General features: G+C 53.2%; 16 protein-coding genes. 8 read left to right on the top strand and 8 right to left on the bottom strand.

Annotated features, from left to right (window positions below; genetic code table 11):
* Positions 1-128 precede the first annotated feature (128 nt).
* The 5 genes from ACESLU_RS00150 to ACESLU_RS00130 all read right to left on the bottom strand — a co-directional run bounded on the left by ACESLU_RS00150 (position 129) and on the right by ACESLU_RS00130 (position 6,199).
* Positions 129-1,847: an IlvD/Edd family dehydratase gene (locus ACESLU_RS00150; RefSeq protein ID WP_372633420.1), complete on the bottom strand. Its 1,719-nt coding sequence runs from the start codon at positions 1,845-1,847 to the stop codon at positions 129-131.
* Positions 1,848-2,095: 248 nt separating this feature from the next.
* The gene (locus ACESLU_RS00145; RefSeq protein WP_372633418.1) at positions 2,096-2,983 is read right to left on the bottom strand and encodes an SMP-30/gluconolactonase/LRE family protein; all 888 of its coding nucleotides are present in this window, start codon (positions 2,981-2,983) and stop codon (positions 2,096-2,098) included.
* 124 nt (positions 2,984-3,107) lie between these two features.
* On the bottom strand, positions 3,108-4,541 hold the full coding sequence (gndA, locus tag ACESLU_RS00140) for an NADP-dependent phosphogluconate dehydrogenase (protein ID WP_372633415.1): 1,434 nt from the start codon (positions 4,539-4,541) through the stop codon (positions 3,108-3,110).
* A gap of 375 nt (positions 4,542-4,916) precedes the next feature.
* Positions 4,917-5,408 (bottom strand): gluconokinase, encoded by a 492-nt coding sequence (locus tag ACESLU_RS00135; RefSeq protein ID WP_372633413.1) that lies wholly within the window; start codon positions 5,406-5,408, stop codon positions 4,917-4,919.
* Between the two features lie 11 nt (positions 5,409-5,419).
* Positions 5,420-6,199 carry a hypothetical protein gene (locus tag ACESLU_RS00130; RefSeq protein WP_372633410.1) on the bottom strand — a complete coding sequence of 260 codons (780 nt, stop codon included), beginning with the start codon at positions 6,197-6,199 and terminating at the stop codon, positions 5,420-5,422.
* A 296-nt stretch (positions 6,200-6,495) separates the two neighbouring features.
* Between ACESLU_RS00130 and ACESLU_RS00125 the strand changes: the two genes are divergently transcribed.
* From ACESLU_RS00125 to ACESLU_RS00115, 3 genes are all read left to right on the top strand, one after another.
* Positions 6,496-7,467, top strand: coding sequence for a hypothetical protein (locus ACESLU_RS00125; RefSeq protein ID WP_372633407.1), 972 nt, complete (start codon positions 6,496-6,498; stop codon positions 7,465-7,467).
* A gap of 142 nt (positions 7,468-7,609) precedes the next feature.
* A complete protein-coding gene (locus ACESLU_RS00120; protein WP_372633404.1) occupies positions 7,610-7,816 on the top strand; it encodes a hypothetical protein in 207 nt (68 codons plus the stop codon).
* Between the two features lie 51 nt (positions 7,817-7,867).
* On the top strand, positions 7,868-8,050 hold the full coding sequence (locus ACESLU_RS00115) for a hypothetical protein (RefSeq protein ID WP_372633401.1): 183 nt from the start codon (positions 7,868-7,870) through the stop codon (positions 8,048-8,050).
* Between the two features lie 56 nt (positions 8,051-8,106).
* On the opposite strand, the gene htpX is transcribed toward ACESLU_RS00115, so the two are convergent.
* Positions 8,107-8,964, bottom strand: a complete 858-nt coding sequence (gene htpX / locus ACESLU_RS00110) for a zinc metalloprotease HtpX (RefSeq protein WP_372633398.1) — start codon at positions 8,962-8,964, stop codon at positions 8,107-8,109.
* Between the two features lie 411 nt (positions 8,965-9,375).
* On the opposite strand from htpX, the gene ACESLU_RS00105 reads away from it, so the two are divergent.
* Positions 9,376-10,824 carry an aspartate aminotransferase family protein gene (locus tag ACESLU_RS00105; RefSeq protein WP_372633396.1) on the top strand — a complete coding sequence of 483 codons (1,449 nt, stop codon included), beginning with the start codon at positions 9,376-9,378 and terminating at the stop codon, positions 10,822-10,824.
* Between the two features lie 105 nt (positions 10,825-10,929).
* Here ACESLU_RS00105 and ACESLU_RS00100 read toward each other — a convergent pair whose 3' ends face one another.
* Entirely contained in the window at positions 10,930-11,541 is a 612-nt protein-coding gene (locus ACESLU_RS00100) for a TetR/AcrR family transcriptional regulator (protein ID WP_372633393.1), read from the bottom strand.
* Between the two features lie 247 nt (positions 11,542-11,788).
* Here ACESLU_RS00100 and ACESLU_RS00095 point away from each other — a divergent pair, with 247 nt between their 5' ends.
* The 3 genes from ACESLU_RS00095 to ACESLU_RS00085 are packed head-to-tail and all read left to right on the top strand — an operon-like array spanning position 11,789 to position 14,991.
* Positions 11,789-13,090 carry a nodulation protein NfeD gene (locus ACESLU_RS00095; protein ID WP_372633390.1) on the top strand — a complete coding sequence of 434 codons (1,302 nt, stop codon included), beginning with the start codon at positions 11,789-11,791 and terminating at the stop codon, positions 13,088-13,090.
* Between the two features lie 29 nt (positions 13,091-13,119).
* Entirely contained in the window at positions 13,120-13,947 is an 828-nt protein-coding gene (locus ACESLU_RS00090) for an SPFH domain-containing protein (RefSeq protein ID WP_372633387.1), read from the top strand.
* Positions 13,948-13,992: 45 nt separating this feature from the next.
* Positions 13,993-14,991, top strand: a complete 999-nt coding sequence (locus ACESLU_RS00085; RefSeq protein WP_372633385.1) for a Gfo/Idh/MocA family protein — start codon at positions 13,993-13,995, stop codon at positions 14,989-14,991.
* Positions 14,992-15,064: 73 nt separating this feature from the next.
* Here the strand turns inward: ACESLU_RS00085 and ACESLU_RS00080 are convergent, their stop codons facing one another.
* The gene (locus tag ACESLU_RS00080; protein WP_372633382.1) at positions 15,065-16,123 is read right to left on the bottom strand and encodes a metal-dependent hydrolase; all 1,059 of its coding nucleotides are present in this window, start codon (positions 16,121-16,123) and stop codon (positions 15,065-15,067) included.
* Between the two features lie 762 nt (positions 16,124-16,885).
* Here ACESLU_RS00080 and ACESLU_RS00075 point away from each other — a divergent pair.
* Positions 16,886-18,181, top strand: a complete 1,296-nt coding sequence (locus ACESLU_RS00075; RefSeq protein ID WP_372633379.1) for an efflux RND transporter periplasmic adaptor subunit — start codon at positions 16,886-16,888, stop codon at positions 18,179-18,181.
* The last annotated feature ends 52 nt before the right edge of the window (positions 18,182-18,233 follow it).

The raw sequence follows: 18,233 nt of genomic DNA, 5'->3' as shown, positions 1-18,233 counted from the left end.
TCTGAAAGCATCAGGGGTAATATAGTTTGCAACCCGTATAAATCGACATAACTTTATCTCTACTATAAGGTACAACAATACATCCTGCCTCTTGGTGATAAATCCGGGATAATTTTTCCGGCTCCCGGTTAATGCGATTCCCGCTGCACGGTGCTTCCGGAACCACCGGCCAAAAAATCCATATCGGCTCCCAGGTGTGCCTGCTGCACGTGGTCGATGTAGAGCCGAACGTAGCCCCGGTCGTAGTCGTGGGGGGGCGGGGTCCACTGGGCCCTCCTTCGCTGCAGTTCCTCTTCGGACACGTCAAGGTGCAGGCGCTTGTTTTCCACGTCGACCTCGATCATATCCCCGTTTTCCACCAGCGCCAGAGGGCCGCCGGCATACGACTCCGGGGACACATGCAGGAAGGCCGTGCCGTAGGCGGTGCCGCTCATGCGTCCGTCGGAGATCCGCACCATATCGTCGACCCCCTGCCGGAGGATCTTCTTCGGCAGTGTCATATTACCCACCTCGGCCATCCCGGGATAGCCTTTGGGTCCCACATACTTCAGGACCAGTACAGAGTCCGGGGTCACCTCCAGGTCGGGATCATCGACCCGGGCGTGGTAATCCTCAATCGTTTCAAAAACCACGGCGGGTCCCCGGTGCCGGAGAAGCCCGGGGGAGGCCGCGGAAGTTTTGATGACGGCCCCGTCGGGACAAAGATTGCCGCGTACCACCGTGGTGCCGGCCTCCTGCTGGAAGGGATCCTCAACCGAGGCGATGACATCGCGGTCGTAACAGGGGGCGTCCCGGTTATTTGCTACCAGGGTTTGGCCATTGGCCGTTATCGGCTCTTCGCTTAGGTGATCCTGCAGCTCGCAGATAACGGCCGGCAGCCCGCCCGCATAGTAAAAATCTTCCATATGATGTTCGCCTGACGGCTTCAGGTTTACCAGCAGCGGCACCTGGCTGCCATGGGTATCAAAGTCCTCCAGCTCCAGGGCCACCCCGACGCGGCGGGCAATGGCCGTCAGGTGCACGATGAAATTGGTAGAGCCTCCAATGGCGGCGTTGACCTTGATTGCATTCAGGAAAGCCTCGCGGCTGAGGATCTTCGAGAGGGTAAGGTCTTCCTCCACCATCTCCACCATTCTCCGGCCGGAGCGGTGGGCCAGGACCTTGCGGCGGGCGTCGACGGCGGGAATGGCCGCGTTGCCCGGCAGGCTGATTCCCAGCGACTCTGCCATGGAGGCCATCGTGGAGGCGGTTCCCATGACCGCGCAGTGCCCGGCGCTGCGGCACATCGCTCCTTCGGCCTCCCTGAACGCATCCGTGCTCAGATCGCCCACTTTATGCTCGGCGGCAAACCGCCACACGTCGGTGGTGCCGATATCCTCCCCCCGGAATTTCCCCGTGAGCATGGGTCCCCCGGAGACCACGATCGCCGGAATATCCACGCTGCAGGCTCCCATCACCAGCGCGGGGGTGGTCTTGTCGCACCCGCACATCAGCACCACCCCGTCCAGGGGATTGGCCCGAATCGATTCTTCTACATCCATGCTGGCCAGGTTCCGGAACAGCATGGCGGTGGGACGAATGAGCGTCTCGCCCAGGGACATGACGGGGAATTCCAGGGGAAGTCCGCCGGCCTCCCAGACCCCCCGCTTGACCGCATCGCTCAGTTCGCGAAGGTGGGCGTTACAGGGAGTCAGCTCGGAGAAGGTATTGCAGATGCCGATAACCGGCTTGCCCTCAAACTCGTCGGGCGGAAAACCCTGGTTTTTCATCCAGGCCCGGTAAATGAATCCGTCTTTTCCGCTTTTGCCAAACCAGTCGCTGCTTCTGAGTTTTTTGTCTGTGGACATAGCATCTTCTGTTTTACTATTATGTGTATGTGTGTAGTGTAAACCTCATGCAATACATCAGGAGACACCATCTCGTCTCTTTGAGGGACCCATCTTTACTCAACGTCAGGCATACCCAATCCTGAAGGATTAGTGCTCAAGTTACGCAGCGTAGTCACCAAAAACCACAATGGGTTCCGCTGCGTAAGTTTTGTCTCTTTTGCGCGCAGCTGGTGATAGCCTGCGGGGGACATTAGACAATATGCCTATCATCCCCCGAACCGGGCGGCGGGACTGCCTCCAAAGGGGACGCTCGCTTTAAAGAGCGAGCCCGACAGCGGCCACCGCTGGATCTCTTCCTCTGACATATGCTCACGGGCGGTGGTAATATAAAGCTCGCGAAAGCTCGCCCCGCCAAAGGTGCAGGAGGTGACCTGGGGAACCGGGAGGTGGACTTCAAACAGGGTTTCGCCGCTGACGGGATCTATCCTGATTACTTTGTATCCGTCGTAGAGGGCTATCCACAGCGCTCCCTCCCGGTCGATGGTCATCCCGTCCGGGTAGCCCTCCCCTTCGTCCACCGTTCTCAGGATCTCCGGGCTGGCGACGGTTCCCGACTCCTGATCATAGGCAAAGGCCATAACCTGCCGGGTGGGCGTATCAATAAAGAAAAACCGGTCCTCGTCCCAGGCCATCCCGTTGGAGATGGTCACCCCGCGTAGCCTGACCGCCACCTCCAGGCCCCGGTTCAGGCAGTAGAGGCTTCCCGCTCCCTCTTCCAGCTCATACGACATGGTTCCCGCCCAAAATCGGCCCGACGGGTCGCATTTTCCGTCGTTGAACCGGTTGCCGGGCCGGTCCGCTTCGGGATCCGCGATGGGCGTGATCTTCCGTTCCGCCGGGTCGTAAAAGGCAAAGCCCGATTGCAGGGCCACCACCAGGCCCCCTTCCCGGCGGAGCCCGACCGCCCCGAGGTGCTCCCCCAGATCATGGGCCTTGTTGCGGTTGGTTACAGGGTCGTAGACGAACAGGGTGCCCGAGAGGATATCGACCCAGTACAGCCGCCCCTCCCGCTCGTCCCACACGGGACCCTCGCCCAGGGTGGCATCGTGTTGGTATTCCATTGAAGCTTCCATCTTCTGCATGCTAACTCCCATAGTCAATCTTTTTTGCTTTCCGCTATTATAATGCCCACCCCCCCGTCAATGCGAATCGGCTGGCCGTTCATAACATTAATTATAACTACCCCCTTAAGTTTTACCAAATAACACGGCAAATTTTTTAGCCCTTATGACCGCCGGTCCAGTCGGTGTGAAAGAAGGTCCCCCCCGGCCGGTCCAGTCGTTCATACCGGTGCGCTCCGAAATAATCGCGCTGCGCCTGGATGAGATTCGCCGGCAGCCGCTTTGTGCTCAGATTGTCGTAATGGGAAAGTGCCGCCGTGGTTGCGGGTACCGGTATACCCCTCTCCACGCCGAAACGAGCAGTTGAGCGCCACCCTCCCTGAACGGCATTCAGTATCTCCCTGAAAGCGGGAGCCAGCAGCAGGTGAGGCAAATCCGGATTTTCTCGAAACGATGTGGCGATCGGCTGCAACAATGCCGATCGTATGATACACCCGCCGCTCCAGGTCCGGGCGACCTCGCTGAACGGTATGTCCCAGTCAAACTCCTCATTGGCAGTTTTCAAGAGCCAAAACCCCTCCGCAAAAGCTACCAGCTGTCCCCCCAGCAGCGCTTCCCGCAGCGAGGTAGTACTGATCGCATTTGGTTCCCCTCCAGCCTCAAATCGTAAAGTGTCGGAAGCCTGCCGGCGTAAATCTTTGAAACTGGAGATGCTTCGTGCAAAAACCGATTCCGTAATCAGCGGCAGCGGGACGCCCAGTTCCAGGGCCGTAAGGGCGGTCCACCGCCCCGTCCCCTTCTGGCCCGCCCTGTCGAGGATGTGATCGAGAACAAGGCTGCCGCTTTCATCTTCAGTGTTAAAAATGCGGGTGGTAATTTCCAGCAGGTAGCTGTTTAATAACCCGCTGTCCCAGGACTCAAAGGTATGGGCGATGGCCTGGTTTTCCATGTTCAACCCGTTGCGCATCAGCTGGTAACATTCGGCGATAAGCTGCATGATTGCGTATTCAATGCCGTTATGGACCATCTTTACAAAATGCCCCGCGCTTTGGGGGCCCATCCACGCGCAGCAGGAACCTCCTTCAGGTGATGGAGCCGCGATGGACTCCAGGAGCGGTTGCACGGGCGGCCAGGCTTCTGCATTCCCGCCCGGCATCAGCGAGGGACCGTGGCGCGCGCCTTCTTCCCCGCCGGATACCCCCATACCTATGTAGCGGAGATGTCGCTGGGAAAGCGTTTCGAGGCGCCGGTTGGTATCGCTGTAATGCGTATTGCCCCCGTCAATCAGGATATCCTCTTCATCGAGGAGGGGGGTGAGCTGATCGATGACCGCATCTACCGGGGGACCGGCTTTCACCATGAGCAGTATTTTGCGCGGCCTTTCCAGCGAAGCTACAAATGATTCTACCTCGTTAAAGGTCCGGATGGGGGTTCCTGCGGCTTCACCGGATGAAAAAGCAGCTATAAGGTCCTCTTCGCCCGGAAGATTGCGGTTGTAGACCGACACCCCGAACTCGTGATCGTTAAAATTAAGGGCCAGGTTACGTCCCATCACCCCCAGCCCGTAAATGCCGATATCCGCTTTTTTCATGAATCGGTATTGTTAATTAACGTTTTGTGCGGATACCTGACCTGACGGCATGCTAACGGGAGGCAACTCCTGTCAGTGTCCCTGCAAAACCAATGGTTACAGGTTTTATGGACACGGAAGGCCCATTTGGAAACCAGCCGCACAACGAGTAGGTTAATAATAAACAGGATTTTAAACATGTTACTCTTTCTGTTAGCAACCGAATCGACAGCAAAGATGCAAAACTTTGAATGAGCTTGCAAGAGGATGTTAACGTCCGGCAGGCCGCAGGAAATATTCAGCTTGTACGCTGGCATATGACTTTGTGTTTTGTCAGAAAGAGGTCAGGTTCTTGGCGCTTCCAAGTGGTTTTCTGGTAAAAAGAAATCATGCCGCTCAGCCCTCTTCTTTTGGTTGAAGCTGCCCGAGGATAGCCGATACGATCTCTTCCGGCGGCGGTTCAATGGAAACGGTGATGGCTTCGGAAGGTTCTTCCAGGGCTTCAAACTGGGATTCCAGCAATTTTTCAGGCATAAAATGACCTGTCCGGTCCGCCATTCGTTCCGCAATTAGCGGGATGGGTCCTTTTAAATAAATAAATTGGGCATTCTGTCTGGAGCAAAGAAGATCCCGATATTTTTTTTTGAGCGCCGAACACGCCAGGACGGCTCCGCCCGAGATATGCCACTCGGCTATTTTCCGGGCCAGCGTCTCGAGCCAGGGACGACGGTCCCGGTCGTTAAGCGGCCGGCCCGATTCCATTTTCTTTATATTGTCCTGCGGATGAAAGTTATCCCCGTCATGAAAAGGGACACCCAGCCGCCGCGCCAGTTTTTGTCCCACTACCGTTTTGCCGGAGCCCGAAACGCCCATTACAATATAGATCATGGATCAATTGGTTAGCTGTTTTCCAGGTGTTTCCAGTTATTGTGATCATCAAAGAGTTGATTGTTCACCACCTTTAAAATGCTGCACGAGTTGGCAATTCCCCCGCAGTATGAGGGTTCCTGAGCGATGGTGAGCCCGTCCGTCCGGGGCAACAGATAGTCGAAAACCGGGCTTTGATGGTCGATTACGGCCTTGATTTCGGTCTCCGAGTAAGGTTTGAAGGTGCCCGGGTAAAAGACATTGCCTTTGCCGTGGATGAAATAATCGAGATCGATATCCAGGAAGATATTGTGATCGTCACGTCCGGTCAAAAATTCTTCAAACCGTTTGTATGTTCTGAATTCGAAAATCTGATGGCTGTTGTCCTCCCGGTCCGTGAACGTGTCACGCAGGGGACCCGCTGCATTTTTAAGCAGGACGATATCCCCGATCAGGTTCAGCCAGGCTGCAGAGAGGATATGTCCATCGTTGGTGTGAGCAAACTGCGCCCACACATAGTTTGCGGTATCCGACAGGTTCGAGGGGTCGAGCTTCTCAAGCTGCCTCTTATGGTGATCCTCCGGCGGAGCCAGATCCCGGTGCCAGTCAATCGTAACCAGGGTGGGCGCGGGCTGGCGGAGCCAGCTGCGCTGCTGCAGCGCTCGTTTCCATTTCATCCAGAAAACAAAGGCAAAACGATGCTCCATCATAATGGCCTTCTCGATTACGCGATTATATCCCCCGGGATGCGCTACAACTTCCCGGAATGTGCCCGGCGGATCGCATTTGGATGGTTCGCTATTACGGTACATGGGCGCCTATTGGTTGTAACTGGTAACTGACTTACGGTTAACCCTGTCTGTCGGGCGTAGTTAGATACGGGTAAAGCTCCTATAAGTTAGGAGAAACAGGGAGAATCTCAACCGAAAGATTACCGGGGCTGCCACCATCGGCTTGTGATTTCCGTTATGTGCGGGCACCGCACCGGCTTGAGCTCTTTCCGAATAATGTTACGTATACATACAATGTAAATAAAGCAGGGATGTAATATCTCCCCGTAAACTAATCATCAATACCTAACACAAAAGAACGCACTTAATATCTTATTATGAAAACACAGAAATCTCTTAGTCAAAATTACATCCAAAAATTCATGCTTCTGGTTATACCTTTGGCGCTGGTATTGGGAACCATGGCCGGCTGCGAAGGTCCCCAGGGCCCCGAGGGAGTACAGGGAACACAGGGGCCGCAGGGACCGGCAGGATCGGTGGGACCGGCCGGTGAGGATGGCAGTGTCATTCATGCAGATGCCGGAACTCCTTCAGCCGAGGTCGGGGAAAACGGAGATTACTACTTGAATAAGGACACCGGTGAACTCTATGGACCCAAGGGCGATGACGGATGGGGGACCCCGATAAGTCTGAAAGGACCGGCCGGTGAGAACGGACAAGATGGAGCCGATGGACAGGACGGCGCTGACGGGAAAGACGGGCAGGACGGGCAGGACGGCGAGGACGGGCAGGACGGTGAGGACGGCAGCCAAATATATGCCGGGACCGGCTCGCCGGGGGCTTCACTGGGTGCGACCGGTGACTATTATCTCGATAAAGCTGACTATGAACTTTATGGACCCAAATCTGGCAGTGGCTGGGGGACGCCGATCAGCCTGAAAGGGACGGCCAATGTGATATACTCTTCCTGGACTACCCTCGATTCTGCTGTACGTGACACAACCATTGACGGAAGTAAATTAAAGGTGGGTGATATCAATGCTCCTCAGCTTTCGCAGGAAATCCTGGATCAGGGCGTGGTCAATGTCTATATGAGATTCTTTGATAGTGTATACCCGCTTCCCTATACAGGGTATGCCGGCGGTGCGGCGAATGTCATGGACTTTCTCCCCCGCCTGAACAGGCTGTTGATAACCCGTTTTACGATGGACAACAGTGGCAGCACCGGTTTCAACAGTTCGATTGAATTCAGGTACGTCATTATTCCCGGAGGAGTAGCGGCTAAAAACAAGCTGTCAAAAGATCAATTGCAGAAAATGTCGTACCAGCAGATCCAAAAGCTGTTTTGATTAGAGGCAAGAGCAGACTCAGTCTTCAGTTAGTAAAAGCAGGCCCCGTTCAGGAAACGGGGCCTGTTCTGTTTGGGAAAGCACCAGTTAAAATTCACAAAGAAACTGTTTTGTCTTATCTTGCTGCAAACCGAAGTAAAATATGAATACTGTGATTGACTCCTACAAATTAGGCTCCATCAGTGTCGAGATAAACGAGACCGACCATCCCAACAAGCTGAAGGTGGTATGCAATGACGGCAATTACCGCTCGGAATTTACCGTCCGGAAATACGAATATGAAAATTACAAGCGGCATATGAATCAGCGCATCAAGAATGCTTATAACGAACAGTATGAGGAGGAATAAGGCCTTGTCTCTTTCAATTTCTTCCCTCTCATAACCAAGAATACAAACGGGGTGCCCCTAACAAAAGAGGACCGGGAAGGAGATAGAAAAGTTCTATTTAGTATTATTGGATTCCTATTGCTGGCGGCGGAATTCGAGGTGGTCCATCTGTTTTCAGCCCATTCGGCCGTAGATTTCCCGTCCGATCACTTCAGCCGGGTAGGAAAGAGCAACGAGCAGTCGGTAAGTAATTGACCGAACACGCAGCTGTTTTGCACTGATTGCCATTCCACGCGGGACTGGAGTATGTTTCAGAAGGTGCCTGTCCGGCCCATCTCCATCAGTCGCTCCACCCGCTCCTCGGTCTCGGGGTGCGTGGAAAAGAGACTCATCAGGCGCTTGCCGCTGAAGGGATTCACCGGAAACATGTGGGAGGTGGATCGCATAGCCGATTCGGAAACATTCATCGGTATCTGTTTTGCCGCTTTTTGGATGCGCTGTAGCGCGGAGGCCAGCTGTTGCGGCTTGCCGGAAATCCGGGCTCCCTCGCGGTCAGCCTCATATTCGCGGGTACGGCTGATAGCCGCCTTCAGCAACATGGCGGCGAGAGGGGCTGTGATCAGCACGATAATGGTTACCAGGGGATTTCCCCGGTCCCGGTCACCCATCGGGATAAAATAAGCGAACTGGGCCAGCATGCTCAGGGCGCTGACAACCGTGGCGACAACGGTCGAGGTAAGGATGTCGCGATTTTTAATATGGGCCAGCTCATGGGCCGCCACTCCGCGCAGTTCATCCTCATTCAGCGTTTGCAGGATGCCCTGGGTAAAAGCCACGGCCGAATGCTCGGGATTTCGTCCCGTCGCAAACGCATTGGGCTGCTGCTGCGGTATGATATACAGCGCAGGCATCGGGAGATCTGCATTTTGAGTCAACTCTTCCATCATCCGGTATAGCCCCGGATGCGATTGCCGGTCTACGGGCTGTGCATCGTACATCTTAAGCACCATTTTATCGGACTTCCAGTAGCTGAAGAAATTCATGGCCGTGGCCACTACAAATGCTATAACCATCCCCGAGGTACCGGCCACCAGGTAGCCCACAAACATGACCAACACCGCAACCAGCGTCATCAGGAATACCGTACGCAAACCATTACTGTTCATCATCGAATTTCATTAACTTGTTATTTGTTATATCACTACTAATTTTAGTTATATAACCCTACATTTGGCAGTGAGTGGCAGGCTCGGGCCCGCACGTGACTAATGTCACAGGATGTTACCTAAAGCGCATTCGTACATACTATATATTTCTAAATAATGAGTACTCATACTGCCATAAACAGGCTTAATATAATTTTCATTCTTTGAATGTAAGAGAGATAACAATTATAGTTTAAATACCGTTGCTGTTTCTCTTTCTCTTCTACAAAAAACCTGTGCAATACACTCCTGAGAGCTCGCGCTGCGGTCAGACGTTTTAGTCACTGATCGGATGACAAAGTCAGCCATTCGACAAATTTTTCAAAGCTTTTTTATAAAACGCAGTCATTTGAGGTTAAGTATTTACTAAATGATATGAAAACACAGATTAAAAAACTTGAACGCCAGGCCCGGAAGCTCGAGCTTGGCGCCGGCGATCGGACGAAACTTATAGATAGCGCCAAGGCCTACAGTGAGCGTTTCCTGGAGGATCTTCCCGAACAACCAGCCCATGTGGAGGCTGAGAACAGAGGTCGGGGCGTGTACAAGCTGCCCTTTAGCGAAGACTCCAGGCCATTTCCGCAGCTGCTTGAGTTGCTGGACTCCGAGGTGGACCGGCCGGGACTTAATCCCGCTTCGGGGCGACATGCCGGCTATATACCCGGCGGCGGCGTGTATCCCTCTGCTGTGGCCGATTTTCTGGCGGCCGTTACCAACCGGTATGCGGGGATGTTTTTTACCTCGCCCGGGGCGGTACGGATTGAAAATATGTGCATCCGGTGGATATGCGATCTGATCGGCTATCCCGGGAACGCGGCCGGAAACCTCACCTCCGGTGGTTCCATTGCCAACCTGATCGGCATGGTAGCGGCGCGCGATGATTCCGGTATCAGGTCCCGGGATTTCGAAAGGGCCGTCATCTATACCACGCACCAGGTGCATCACTGCGTTATCAAAGCAATTAAATTTGCGGGACTCCGGGAAGCCGCCATTCGTGAGGTTGAGATGGACGATCGCTACCGGATGAAAGCCCAGTCGCTGAAGGATCATATTGAAGCGGATAAGCGGGAGGGACGCATTCCTCTGATGATTTTTGCTTCGGCCGGTACCACGGACCTCGGAGCGGTGGACCCGCTGGATGATATTGCCGATATTGCCGAGAAGCATGCCCTCTGGTTTCACGTGGATGCAGCCTACGGCGGCTTTTTTCTGCTGACCGAGCACGGCAAAGAAGTGATGCGCGGGATCAGCCGGTCGGATTCCGTGACGATTGATCCCCATAAAGGCCTGTTTCTTCCGTATGGCCTGGGAGCGGTACTGGTCAAGGAGGGTGAGAAGCTCTACGCGTCGCAACACATGTCTGCCAATTACTTGCAGGATACGCTTAAAGCGACGGAAGAATATTCGCCTGCCGATCTTTCCCCGGAACTTTCCAAACATTTTCGCGGCCTGCGGATGTGGCTGCCGCTCCAGCTTCTGGGGATAGCACCGTTCCGGGCGGCTCTGGAAGAAAAATTGCTGCTCACCCGGTATTGTTATAAAGAAATACAGAAAATAGAAGGTATTGAAGTGGGACCGGAACCAGAGTTGTCCATCTTATTTTTTCGATATGTTCCCGATTCGGGGGATCCCAACGATTTTAATAAAAAGCTCGTGGATTACATCCACCGCGACGGACGAATCTTCCTCTCTTCTACCCACATCAACGGAACGATTTATGTGCGCATTGCACCGCTTAACTTCCGTACCCACCTCGATGAAGTCGAACTGATGCTGGATATCATCAGGGAAGCCATCCGCCATGTCAAGGAGAATTCGTCATGAATTCAAGCTTCGAGTAGGTTTCGTTTTCCCGTTTGCGTTCTTGTTTTTCACCACAAAAAAGACTGTGCTTTTTTTGGCAGGACGTAAAATGCCCCTTGCAGCCCTCTAAGCCGTCAGCCAGTTTAAGATCGTATCGAGTACGATGCCCTGGCGGCCGGCCGTCAGCTCCCGGCCGGACTTGTCGTCGCCGTCGGTCAATACCGCCCGGTTGACAGGCGCCGACAGCGAGGGATAGTAACACAGCGAAAAGATATTCAGCAGCAGCTGGTTTGGATCCACCGAGGTTATAGTGTAGCTGGCGGACGCTTCTTCTATCTGCTCGGCAAATGCAGACTTCTCCAGGGTGATCTCTTCCTCGATGACGGGCAGCAGCCAGTCGGCGTTCCGGTTGCTTTCGGTGAGCACAAACCCCAAAACCCCGGGATCGCTTTCGGCTTTATTATGACAAGCGGAAATCAGCTGCTCGATTTTCTTGAAGAGGGGAATATTTTTGTCCAGCAACTCCGCCAATCCGCTGAACATCTCCTCGACGGACTGCCGGAACACATGCTCGAATAGTTCCCTTTTGGTATTAAAGTAATAATGAATCATCGCCTTGGTAACGCCGATCCGGTCTGCTATTTTCTGCAGGCGGGCTCCTTCATAACCATGGGCTACAAATTCTGCCCGGGCCGCATGCGCGATCTCCGAGCGGGTATTCTTCATTTTGTCAGACATAGTATAAACCAATTAATTAGTTAATCCTACTTGGGTAAACATAACCCCTGATTTTAAGTAAATCAATAGAAACTAATTGGAAAGTTAGCTATATTAAACATGATTTTTCCGTTTCTTTTTTCCCGCTCCCCTTACTTCTGGGAGTCATTTTACATATTTCAATATGCGGTTTTTATATAAATATATAGACGGGCAGAAAATCAGCAGTATCTATTGCTTCCGAAGTCCTTTTTGATATCTTACATATATGAAGCAATTGACGATCATCATAGCACTGTTATGCCTGGCAGCCGGGCACGGGAAGGCCCAGGAGGATACCGCCGCCGTATCCGACACGTCCACCACCCGGGTAGCCATGATTTCGGTCGAGGGGTCTATTTCTCCCACGACCACCAATTACATAAATCGCGGAATGGCAAGGGCGAGAGAGCTGCGGGCCGAAGCGCTTATTATTCAACTGGACACCCCGGGCGGTCTGCTGGAATCCACCAAGGATATTGTACAGCTGTTCCTGGAGTCCGATGATATGCCTGTCGTCGTCTATGTAGCTCCCGAAGGGGGACGGGCGGCCAGTGCGGGCACCTTTATCACCATGGCTGCCCATATTGCCGCCATGGCTCCCGCCACAACCATTGGGGCCGCCTCGCCGGTACAGATGGGAGGAGGTCAGCAGGACTCGGTGATGCAGAAGAAAATTTTTAACTATTCGGAAAGTTTTATCGAAAGCGTGGCGAACCGGCGGGACCGCAATGCCGAGTGGGCGAAATCCGCAGTCCGCGACGGGGAATCCATTACCGCCGCCGAAGCACTTGAACTGAATGTTATCGATTTTATCTCCAATGACCGGGAGGAGTTGCTCGAACAGATTGACGGTCGGGTGATAGGCGGCGATACCCTGCAAACCCGAAATGCCAAAATCGAAGAAATTCCCACGAATTTGGCAGAAACGCTCCTGAGCTTCATCATGCGTCCCGAAGTCATGCTCATTCTCACCATGATCGCCATCTACGGGATTATCGGCGAAGTCACGAATCCGGGCGCCATCGTCCCGGGCGTGGCAGGTGTTATCGCACTGATACTGGTGCTTTATGCTTCGGCCTCCATGCCCATCAATATTGCAGGTTTTGCACTCATTGGTCTGGCGATTGTTCTTTTTGTTGCCGAAGCGTTTACCCCGGCTTTTGGTATACTGATCGGGGGTGGGGCTGTTGCTTTTTTCCTGGGGGCACTCATGCTGTTTCAGGACTTGCCACAGTCTATGGCGCTTTCGTGGGCATGGCTTGTTCCGGCCACGGTACTGACCACCCTTTTCTTTGTCTGGATCGTGACAGAGGGGATCCGGATTCAGTTCTCCAACAGTATAACGGGCAAGGAATCGATGATTGGCCGCGAGGCGGAGATAGTAGAGCCCATCAAAGAGGGCAGGGGACGCATTTTTATCAGTGGAGAATACTGGAATGCGGTCAGTGATGAGGAAATCGGGGAGGGGGAAACATGTAAAATTATTGAAATTAACGGCCTCACGGCCAAAGTAAAACGCAGCACTTAATAGAAAACACCACTAAAATTTATACTGATATGGAAAACGGAGATGAATTTATCAACTCTCTCACATGGATTATTACCATTGCAGTGCTGGCGGCTATCCTGTTGCCCCAGATGTTTAAGATCCTCAGGGAGTATGAACGGGCGGTTATTTTTCGGCTTGGAAAGTACAAGGGAACCAAGGGACCCGGACTTATTTTTCTTATTCCCTTTATTGATAAGATAGAGCGGGTGGATCTCCGGGTTTTGACCATTAATGTGGATAAGCAGGAGGTCATTACCAAAGACAATGTGACGGTGAATGTGGATGCCATTACCTTTTTTCGGGTTATCGATGCGGAAGATGCCGTCATACAGGTCGAGCAATATATCCATGCAACGTCCATGCTGGCTCAAACGACCCTGCGCAGCATTGTGGGACAGGTAGAACTGGATGAACTGCTGGCGGAACGCGAAAAAGTGAATAGAAATATTCAGGAGATTATTGACCGCCAGACCGACCCCTGGGGCATTAAGGTGGTTTCGGTGGAAGTCCGTGACGTAGTATTACCTGAAAATATGAAAAGAGCAATGGCCCGGCAGGCTGAAACCGAACGTGAGCGCCGCGCCAAGGTGATTAACGCCGAAGGAGAGTTCCAGGCCGCCGAACGACTTGTTGAAGCCGCTACCATGATGAAAGAAGCTCCGATGGCCCTGCAGCTCCGTTTTCTGCAGGCGATGACCGATATCAGCGAGGAAAACGCGACCTTCGCATTTATCCCCCTGCCTATGGAGATGCTGGAGGTATTTAAAAATATGTCGGGGGTGCAGCTGCCCCCCCAGGTCGGAGGTAATGAGGACGAGTCCGGCGAGGAGTCATAAAACGAACCGCAATATACATTACCAATACTTATTTGATCTGTAATTATGGAAAAAAAGCGAACCATCCGCTGGGGCATACTGAGTACCGCTAAGATCGGGGTTGAGAAGGTCATCCCGGCGATGCAGCAGGCCGACCACTGTGAAATTGTGGCTATTTCATCCCGAAGTGGCGAGCGGGCCCGGGAGGCCGCCGGCCAGCTGGGCATCGACAGGGCCGTCGGGTCATACGAGGAGCTCCTGGCGCTTCCGGAGGTCGAGGCCGTCTACAACCCGCTCCCCAACCACTTGCATGTGCCCTGGTCGGTAAAAGCACTGGAAGCCGGCAAGCATGTGCTCTGTGAAAAACCGATCGGACTCTGTGTGGATGAAGCCGAAAAGTTGCTTTTTGAAACCCGCAAGTATCCGGATCTAAAGGTGATGGAAGCCTTTATGTACCGGCACCACCCGCGCTGGGTCAGGGCCAAAGAACTGGTTGAAAGCGGTATTCTGGGGGAGGTGCGTACCATCCGGTCATTCTTTTCCTATTACAATGACGACCCCGAAAATGTACGCAACAAGCCCGATATAGGCGGGGGCGGACTTATGGATATAGGCTGTTACTGCATTTCAGTACCCCGTTTTCTGTTTGGGCAAGAACCCGACAAAGTTTTTGGTACCAGAGAAATCGATCCCGATCTGGGGATCGACCGGCTCACCTCCGGGGTCATGGCATTTCCCGGGGGGACGGCTACCTTTACCTGTGCCACCCAGCTGGCACCGCATCAAAGTGTGCGTATTTTTGGGACCAAGGGGAAAATGGAGATCGATATGCCCTTTAACGCTCCCGTTGACAAACCAACGTCTATTCACCTGCACACCGATAACGAAAGCCGGAAGATCCACTTTGAGACGGCCAATCAGTATACGGTTCAGGGCGAGCTGTTTTCCAAAGCCATACTCGAGGATAGAGAAGTGCCTACCAGGCTCGATGATGCCGTGGCCAACATGAAGGTGATAGAGGCGGTGGTGCAAAGCGATAAGGAGGGAGCCTGGGTTGAGTGTTGAGGGGTAACCCGCACAACAGCGGGTTGTCCCCGGTCAATGTCCGGTGTCGGGCTTTAAGGCGAGCCGGCATTTCTCACCTCGAAGAATGGGGTTGGTGGAGCCCCGTTCTTCCTGTAAATATGCGATCCATCAATTGACCGAGCAGCGCTGCACGACGCTCGAAGTCGGGCTGAAAATGGCGAAATCCCGTGACCCGGGTTGAATCCTTGTTAAACTGCAGCTGGTAATTCCAAACGTAGGGGGCCGGCTGACCGGTAAGCCAAAAATCCGATCGTCCGAAGCGCAGGTCGTGAACAAACAGTTCACCATTCGCACCTTTATCCGCCACAAAATAACCCCGCGAGAACCAAAGCAGCCGGTCGACGGCGGGTTGTCCCCGGTACGGCTCCAGGAGTTTTTCATTTTGTGCTATCCGGTGGAACCGGATATCGTCCTCATCATCGAAAAGGGAATAGAGCCCGGCATAAAGCGTATCCCCTTGTTCGCCATAGCCCGTCCACAGAAAAATATTAAAGGGCGTAGGCGTGGTGATGTACTGTTCGGGAGTGATGGTTTCTGCCTCGAAGTTCCGTTCGAAAACCGCATTTACGTGTGATTTGACGGCCAGTCCGGCCAAAAGATACAGGGAGCTGACCGCAATACCGGCATAATTGGCCCACCGTCTCGCGGTTGACTCTCGCCGAATAAAGAGCGCAATGAGGATACCGATTACGAGGGGCAGGGTGTAGAAAGGGTCGACGATAAAGATTGTATCTAAACTAAAGAGCCTGTTACTGAACGGTTGCAGTATCTGGGTGCCGTAGGAAGTACAGACATCAATAAAAACATGCGTGGACAGCGTCCAAAATGCCATCCACGACCAGTTGCGCCATCCTACACTCTCCTTGCGGTAGAGCCGGTCGAGCATCCAGCCCAGCAGTATCGCGGCCGCCACGCAGAAAACTATCGAATGCGTAATGCCCCGGTGGATGGCCAGGGCCTGCATGTTGCTGACAAAGGGAATGGTTAGGACGTCAAGGTCGGGTACTATGCCCAGGACGGCTCCCCACAGAGGAGCTTTGTTGCCTATCTTCTTGCCCAGTACCATCTCCCCGACGGCCGCCCCGAGGGTGGCCTGTGTTACAGTATCCATAGCGTGCCTGAATGGATTCGCTGCTGGCTTGTAGCTTGCCTTTTTATCGGTTTTAGTTGCATATGGGTATCAGTTCTGGTTGAACACGATCGTCTGGGGTAACGCGCCTCCCGCCCGTGTAAATTTCGCGATTTGGTTCATTGTACCCCTGGTACCGGTTATGGGACTACAGGGAAAACACAAGGTACTCATCCCATTTCATTACTCCAACTGCCCGGGATTCGGGGCGGCCTGTTATTCCTGACCGGGAGTATTTATTTGTCAAGAACACTCGTTGTGATGAAATACGTGCTGATGTTTCTTTTATTGTGGGTTGTCATCAGGACCGATGACGAACGGATGTTTGTAAAATTACATTAAATAAATCCCGGCGAGAGATTTTACAGCCCAAAACTCAGTTTTTCTTCAGAATTATGCCCTTTATTTAATTCTAATAAGATATTACATCTCTTAATGCAAGTTTTGATTAAAATTTGATATATATTTTAACCAATACTGTTTTTTGTGAGGACTTATATTATATACTATCTCCGTCCCCGGGGCAATGCAGATGCGGCCAGCCGGTTTAAGCAAGTAGCTAATAAGGTAACCCTCCTCTTCCATCGGACATCGGACGCCCGAACCGCCCCGCTGCGAGACAGACGGAGTTTAACCAGTAGCGAAGCTACCCTCAGTGAACGGCCAAACCAGCCGCCCCACAGATCGGTCAAAATCCTCTACAGTTATTTGAGAACGTAACATGAATGTTCATACAAGCAACGAATGATCTTTTTAAAGTCTGATATTTCCATCCATACTATTCTCCTGTTCCTGGCGGCGATGTTGCTGGTCTCCTGCTATGGCTCTTCAGATAGCAGTGAAGAAGGGCCCAACACTTCCACTATCCCGGCTGTAGAAGCGGTACAGGCACGATATGGGTCGCTGCCCCTGTCTGAGCGATTGAGCGGCACCGTGGTCGCCCAGAACCAGGTGCAACTCTACCCCGAGATATCCGGGAAAGTCTCGCAGATCCACGTCCAGACCGGCGATTCCGTCCGCAAAGGGGAGTCCCTCATCTCACTGGAAGATCGCCAGTACCGGGAGCAGGTCGAGCAAGCCCGTGCGAACGCCCGTATTAACCAGGCAAGGTTGAAGCAGGCGCAGGCGCGTTATAAAGAGCTGGAAGCGCAATACAGACGTACGAAACAGCTCAGCGATAAAAACCTTTCAAGTGATATGGAGATGGAGACCCTCGAAGCTCAGATGTCATCTGCGGAAGCAGACATAGAACTGGCCGAAGCTCAGCTGGAACAATCCGAATCGAGCGTGGAGGAACAACGGGACATGTTGTCAAAGACCGTTATTCGTGCGCCCATAAACGGGACCGTGGGACAACGCAACGCAGAAGTGGGCATGCAGGTCGGTCCCAATTCGCCTCTTTTTACCATTGGCGATCTGAAAAATCTGCGTATAGAAGTGGTTTTGACGGATGATATGCTGAACAAAGTACAGATTGGTCAGACCGCCCGCATTTATACCGGGTCCACAGCCGGGGGGAACCGCGAAGTTATTGAAGCCAAACTATCCCGCATTTCGCCTTTTCTGAATAATATTACCCGGAGTACCGAAGGTGAAATTGATGTCGCCAGCCGCGATCACAACCTGCGCCCTGGAATGTTCGTCCCGGTAGATATTCTCTACGGGGAGAGCCGGCAGGCCACGATCATCCCGTCGAGCGCGCTTTTTACGGATCCCAATACCGGAGAGGATGGAGTCTACGTTGCCACTTCGCTGGGCAGTGAAATAGAGCCTGCCGAACAGGGTGATGGTGAAAACCTGCCTCCGCTGACAGAGCCGACCGAGGTGCAGTTTCAGCCGGTTGACGTCGTTGCCGAAGGCCGGCTGGAAGTCGGTATTGAAGGTATCGAATCCGGAAGCTGGGTGGTCACGGTGGGACAGGATCTGCTTGTGACCGGTCCCGGTCAAGCCCGCGTGCGTGCCAGTTCCTGGGATCGAATTTTAGCACTCCAGGGACTGCAGCGCCAGGATTTACTGCAACGCGTCCTGGATGGAGAATAGCTCGCCACGATTTCTCTAACTCATATGATCCACCATGATTGACTAAATATCA

Origin of the sequence: Fodinibius sp. (genome assembly GCF_041642155.1) — a bacterium.
Classification (GTDB): domain Bacteria; phylum Bacteroidota; class Rhodothermia; order Balneolales; family Balneolaceae; genus Fodinibius.
This window is presented reverse-complemented; position numbering and strand designations above follow the sequence as displayed.

Bases quoted from the DNA above. Each gene is read 5' to 3' on its own strand.
- ACESLU_RS00075 (WP_372633379.1), top strand. From the start codon at position 16,886: ATGATCTTTTTAAAGTCTGATATTTCCATCCATACTATTCTCCTGTTC.
- ACESLU_RS00090 (WP_372633387.1), top strand. From the start codon at position 13,120: ATGGAAAACGGAGATGAATTTATCAACTCTCTCACATGGATTATTACC.
- ACESLU_RS00105 (WP_372633396.1), top strand. From the start codon at position 9,376: ATGAAAACACAGATTAAAAAACTTGAACGCCAGGCCCGGAAGCTCGAG.
- ACESLU_RS00135 (WP_372633413.1), bottom strand. From the start codon at position 5,408: ATGATCTATATTGTAATGGGCGTTTCGGGCTCCGGCAAAACGGTAGTG.
- ACESLU_RS00080 (WP_372633382.1), bottom strand. From the start codon at position 16,123: ATGGATACTGTAACACAGGCCACCCTCGGGGCGGCCGTCGGGGAGATG.
- ACESLU_RS00085 (WP_372633385.1), top strand. From the start codon at position 13,993: ATGGAAAAAAAGCGAACCATCCGCTGGGGCATACTGAGTACCGCTAAG.
- htpX (WP_372633398.1), bottom strand. From the start codon at position 8,964: ATGATGAACAGTAATGGTTTGCGTACGGTATTCCTGATGACGCTGGTT.
- ACESLU_RS00145 (WP_372633418.1), bottom strand. From the start codon at position 2,983: ATGGGAGTTAGCATGCAGAAGATGGAAGCTTCAATGGAATACCAACAC.
- gndA (WP_372633415.1), bottom strand. From the start codon at position 4,541: ATGAAAAAAGCGGATATCGGCATTTACGGGCTGGGGGTGATGGGACGT.
- ACESLU_RS00130 (WP_372633410.1), bottom strand. From the start codon at position 6,199: ATGTACCGTAATAGCGAACCATCCAAATGCGATCCGCCGGGCACATTC.
- ACESLU_RS00095 (WP_372633390.1), top strand. From the start codon at position 11,789: ATGAAGCAATTGACGATCATCATAGCACTGTTATGCCTGGCAGCCGGG.
- ACESLU_RS00125 (WP_372633407.1), top strand. From the start codon at position 6,496: ATGAAAACACAGAAATCTCTTAGTCAAAATTACATCCAAAAATTCATG.
- ACESLU_RS00150 (WP_372633420.1), bottom strand. From the start codon at position 1,847: ATGTCCACAGACAAAAAACTCAGAAGCAGCGACTGGTTTGGCAAAAGC.
- ACESLU_RS00100 (WP_372633393.1), bottom strand. From the start codon at position 11,541: ATGTCTGACAAAATGAAGAATACCCGCTCGGAGATCGCGCATGCGGCC.
- ACESLU_RS00120 (WP_372633404.1), top strand. From the start codon at position 7,610: ATGAATACTGTGATTGACTCCTACAAATTAGGCTCCATCAGTGTCGAG.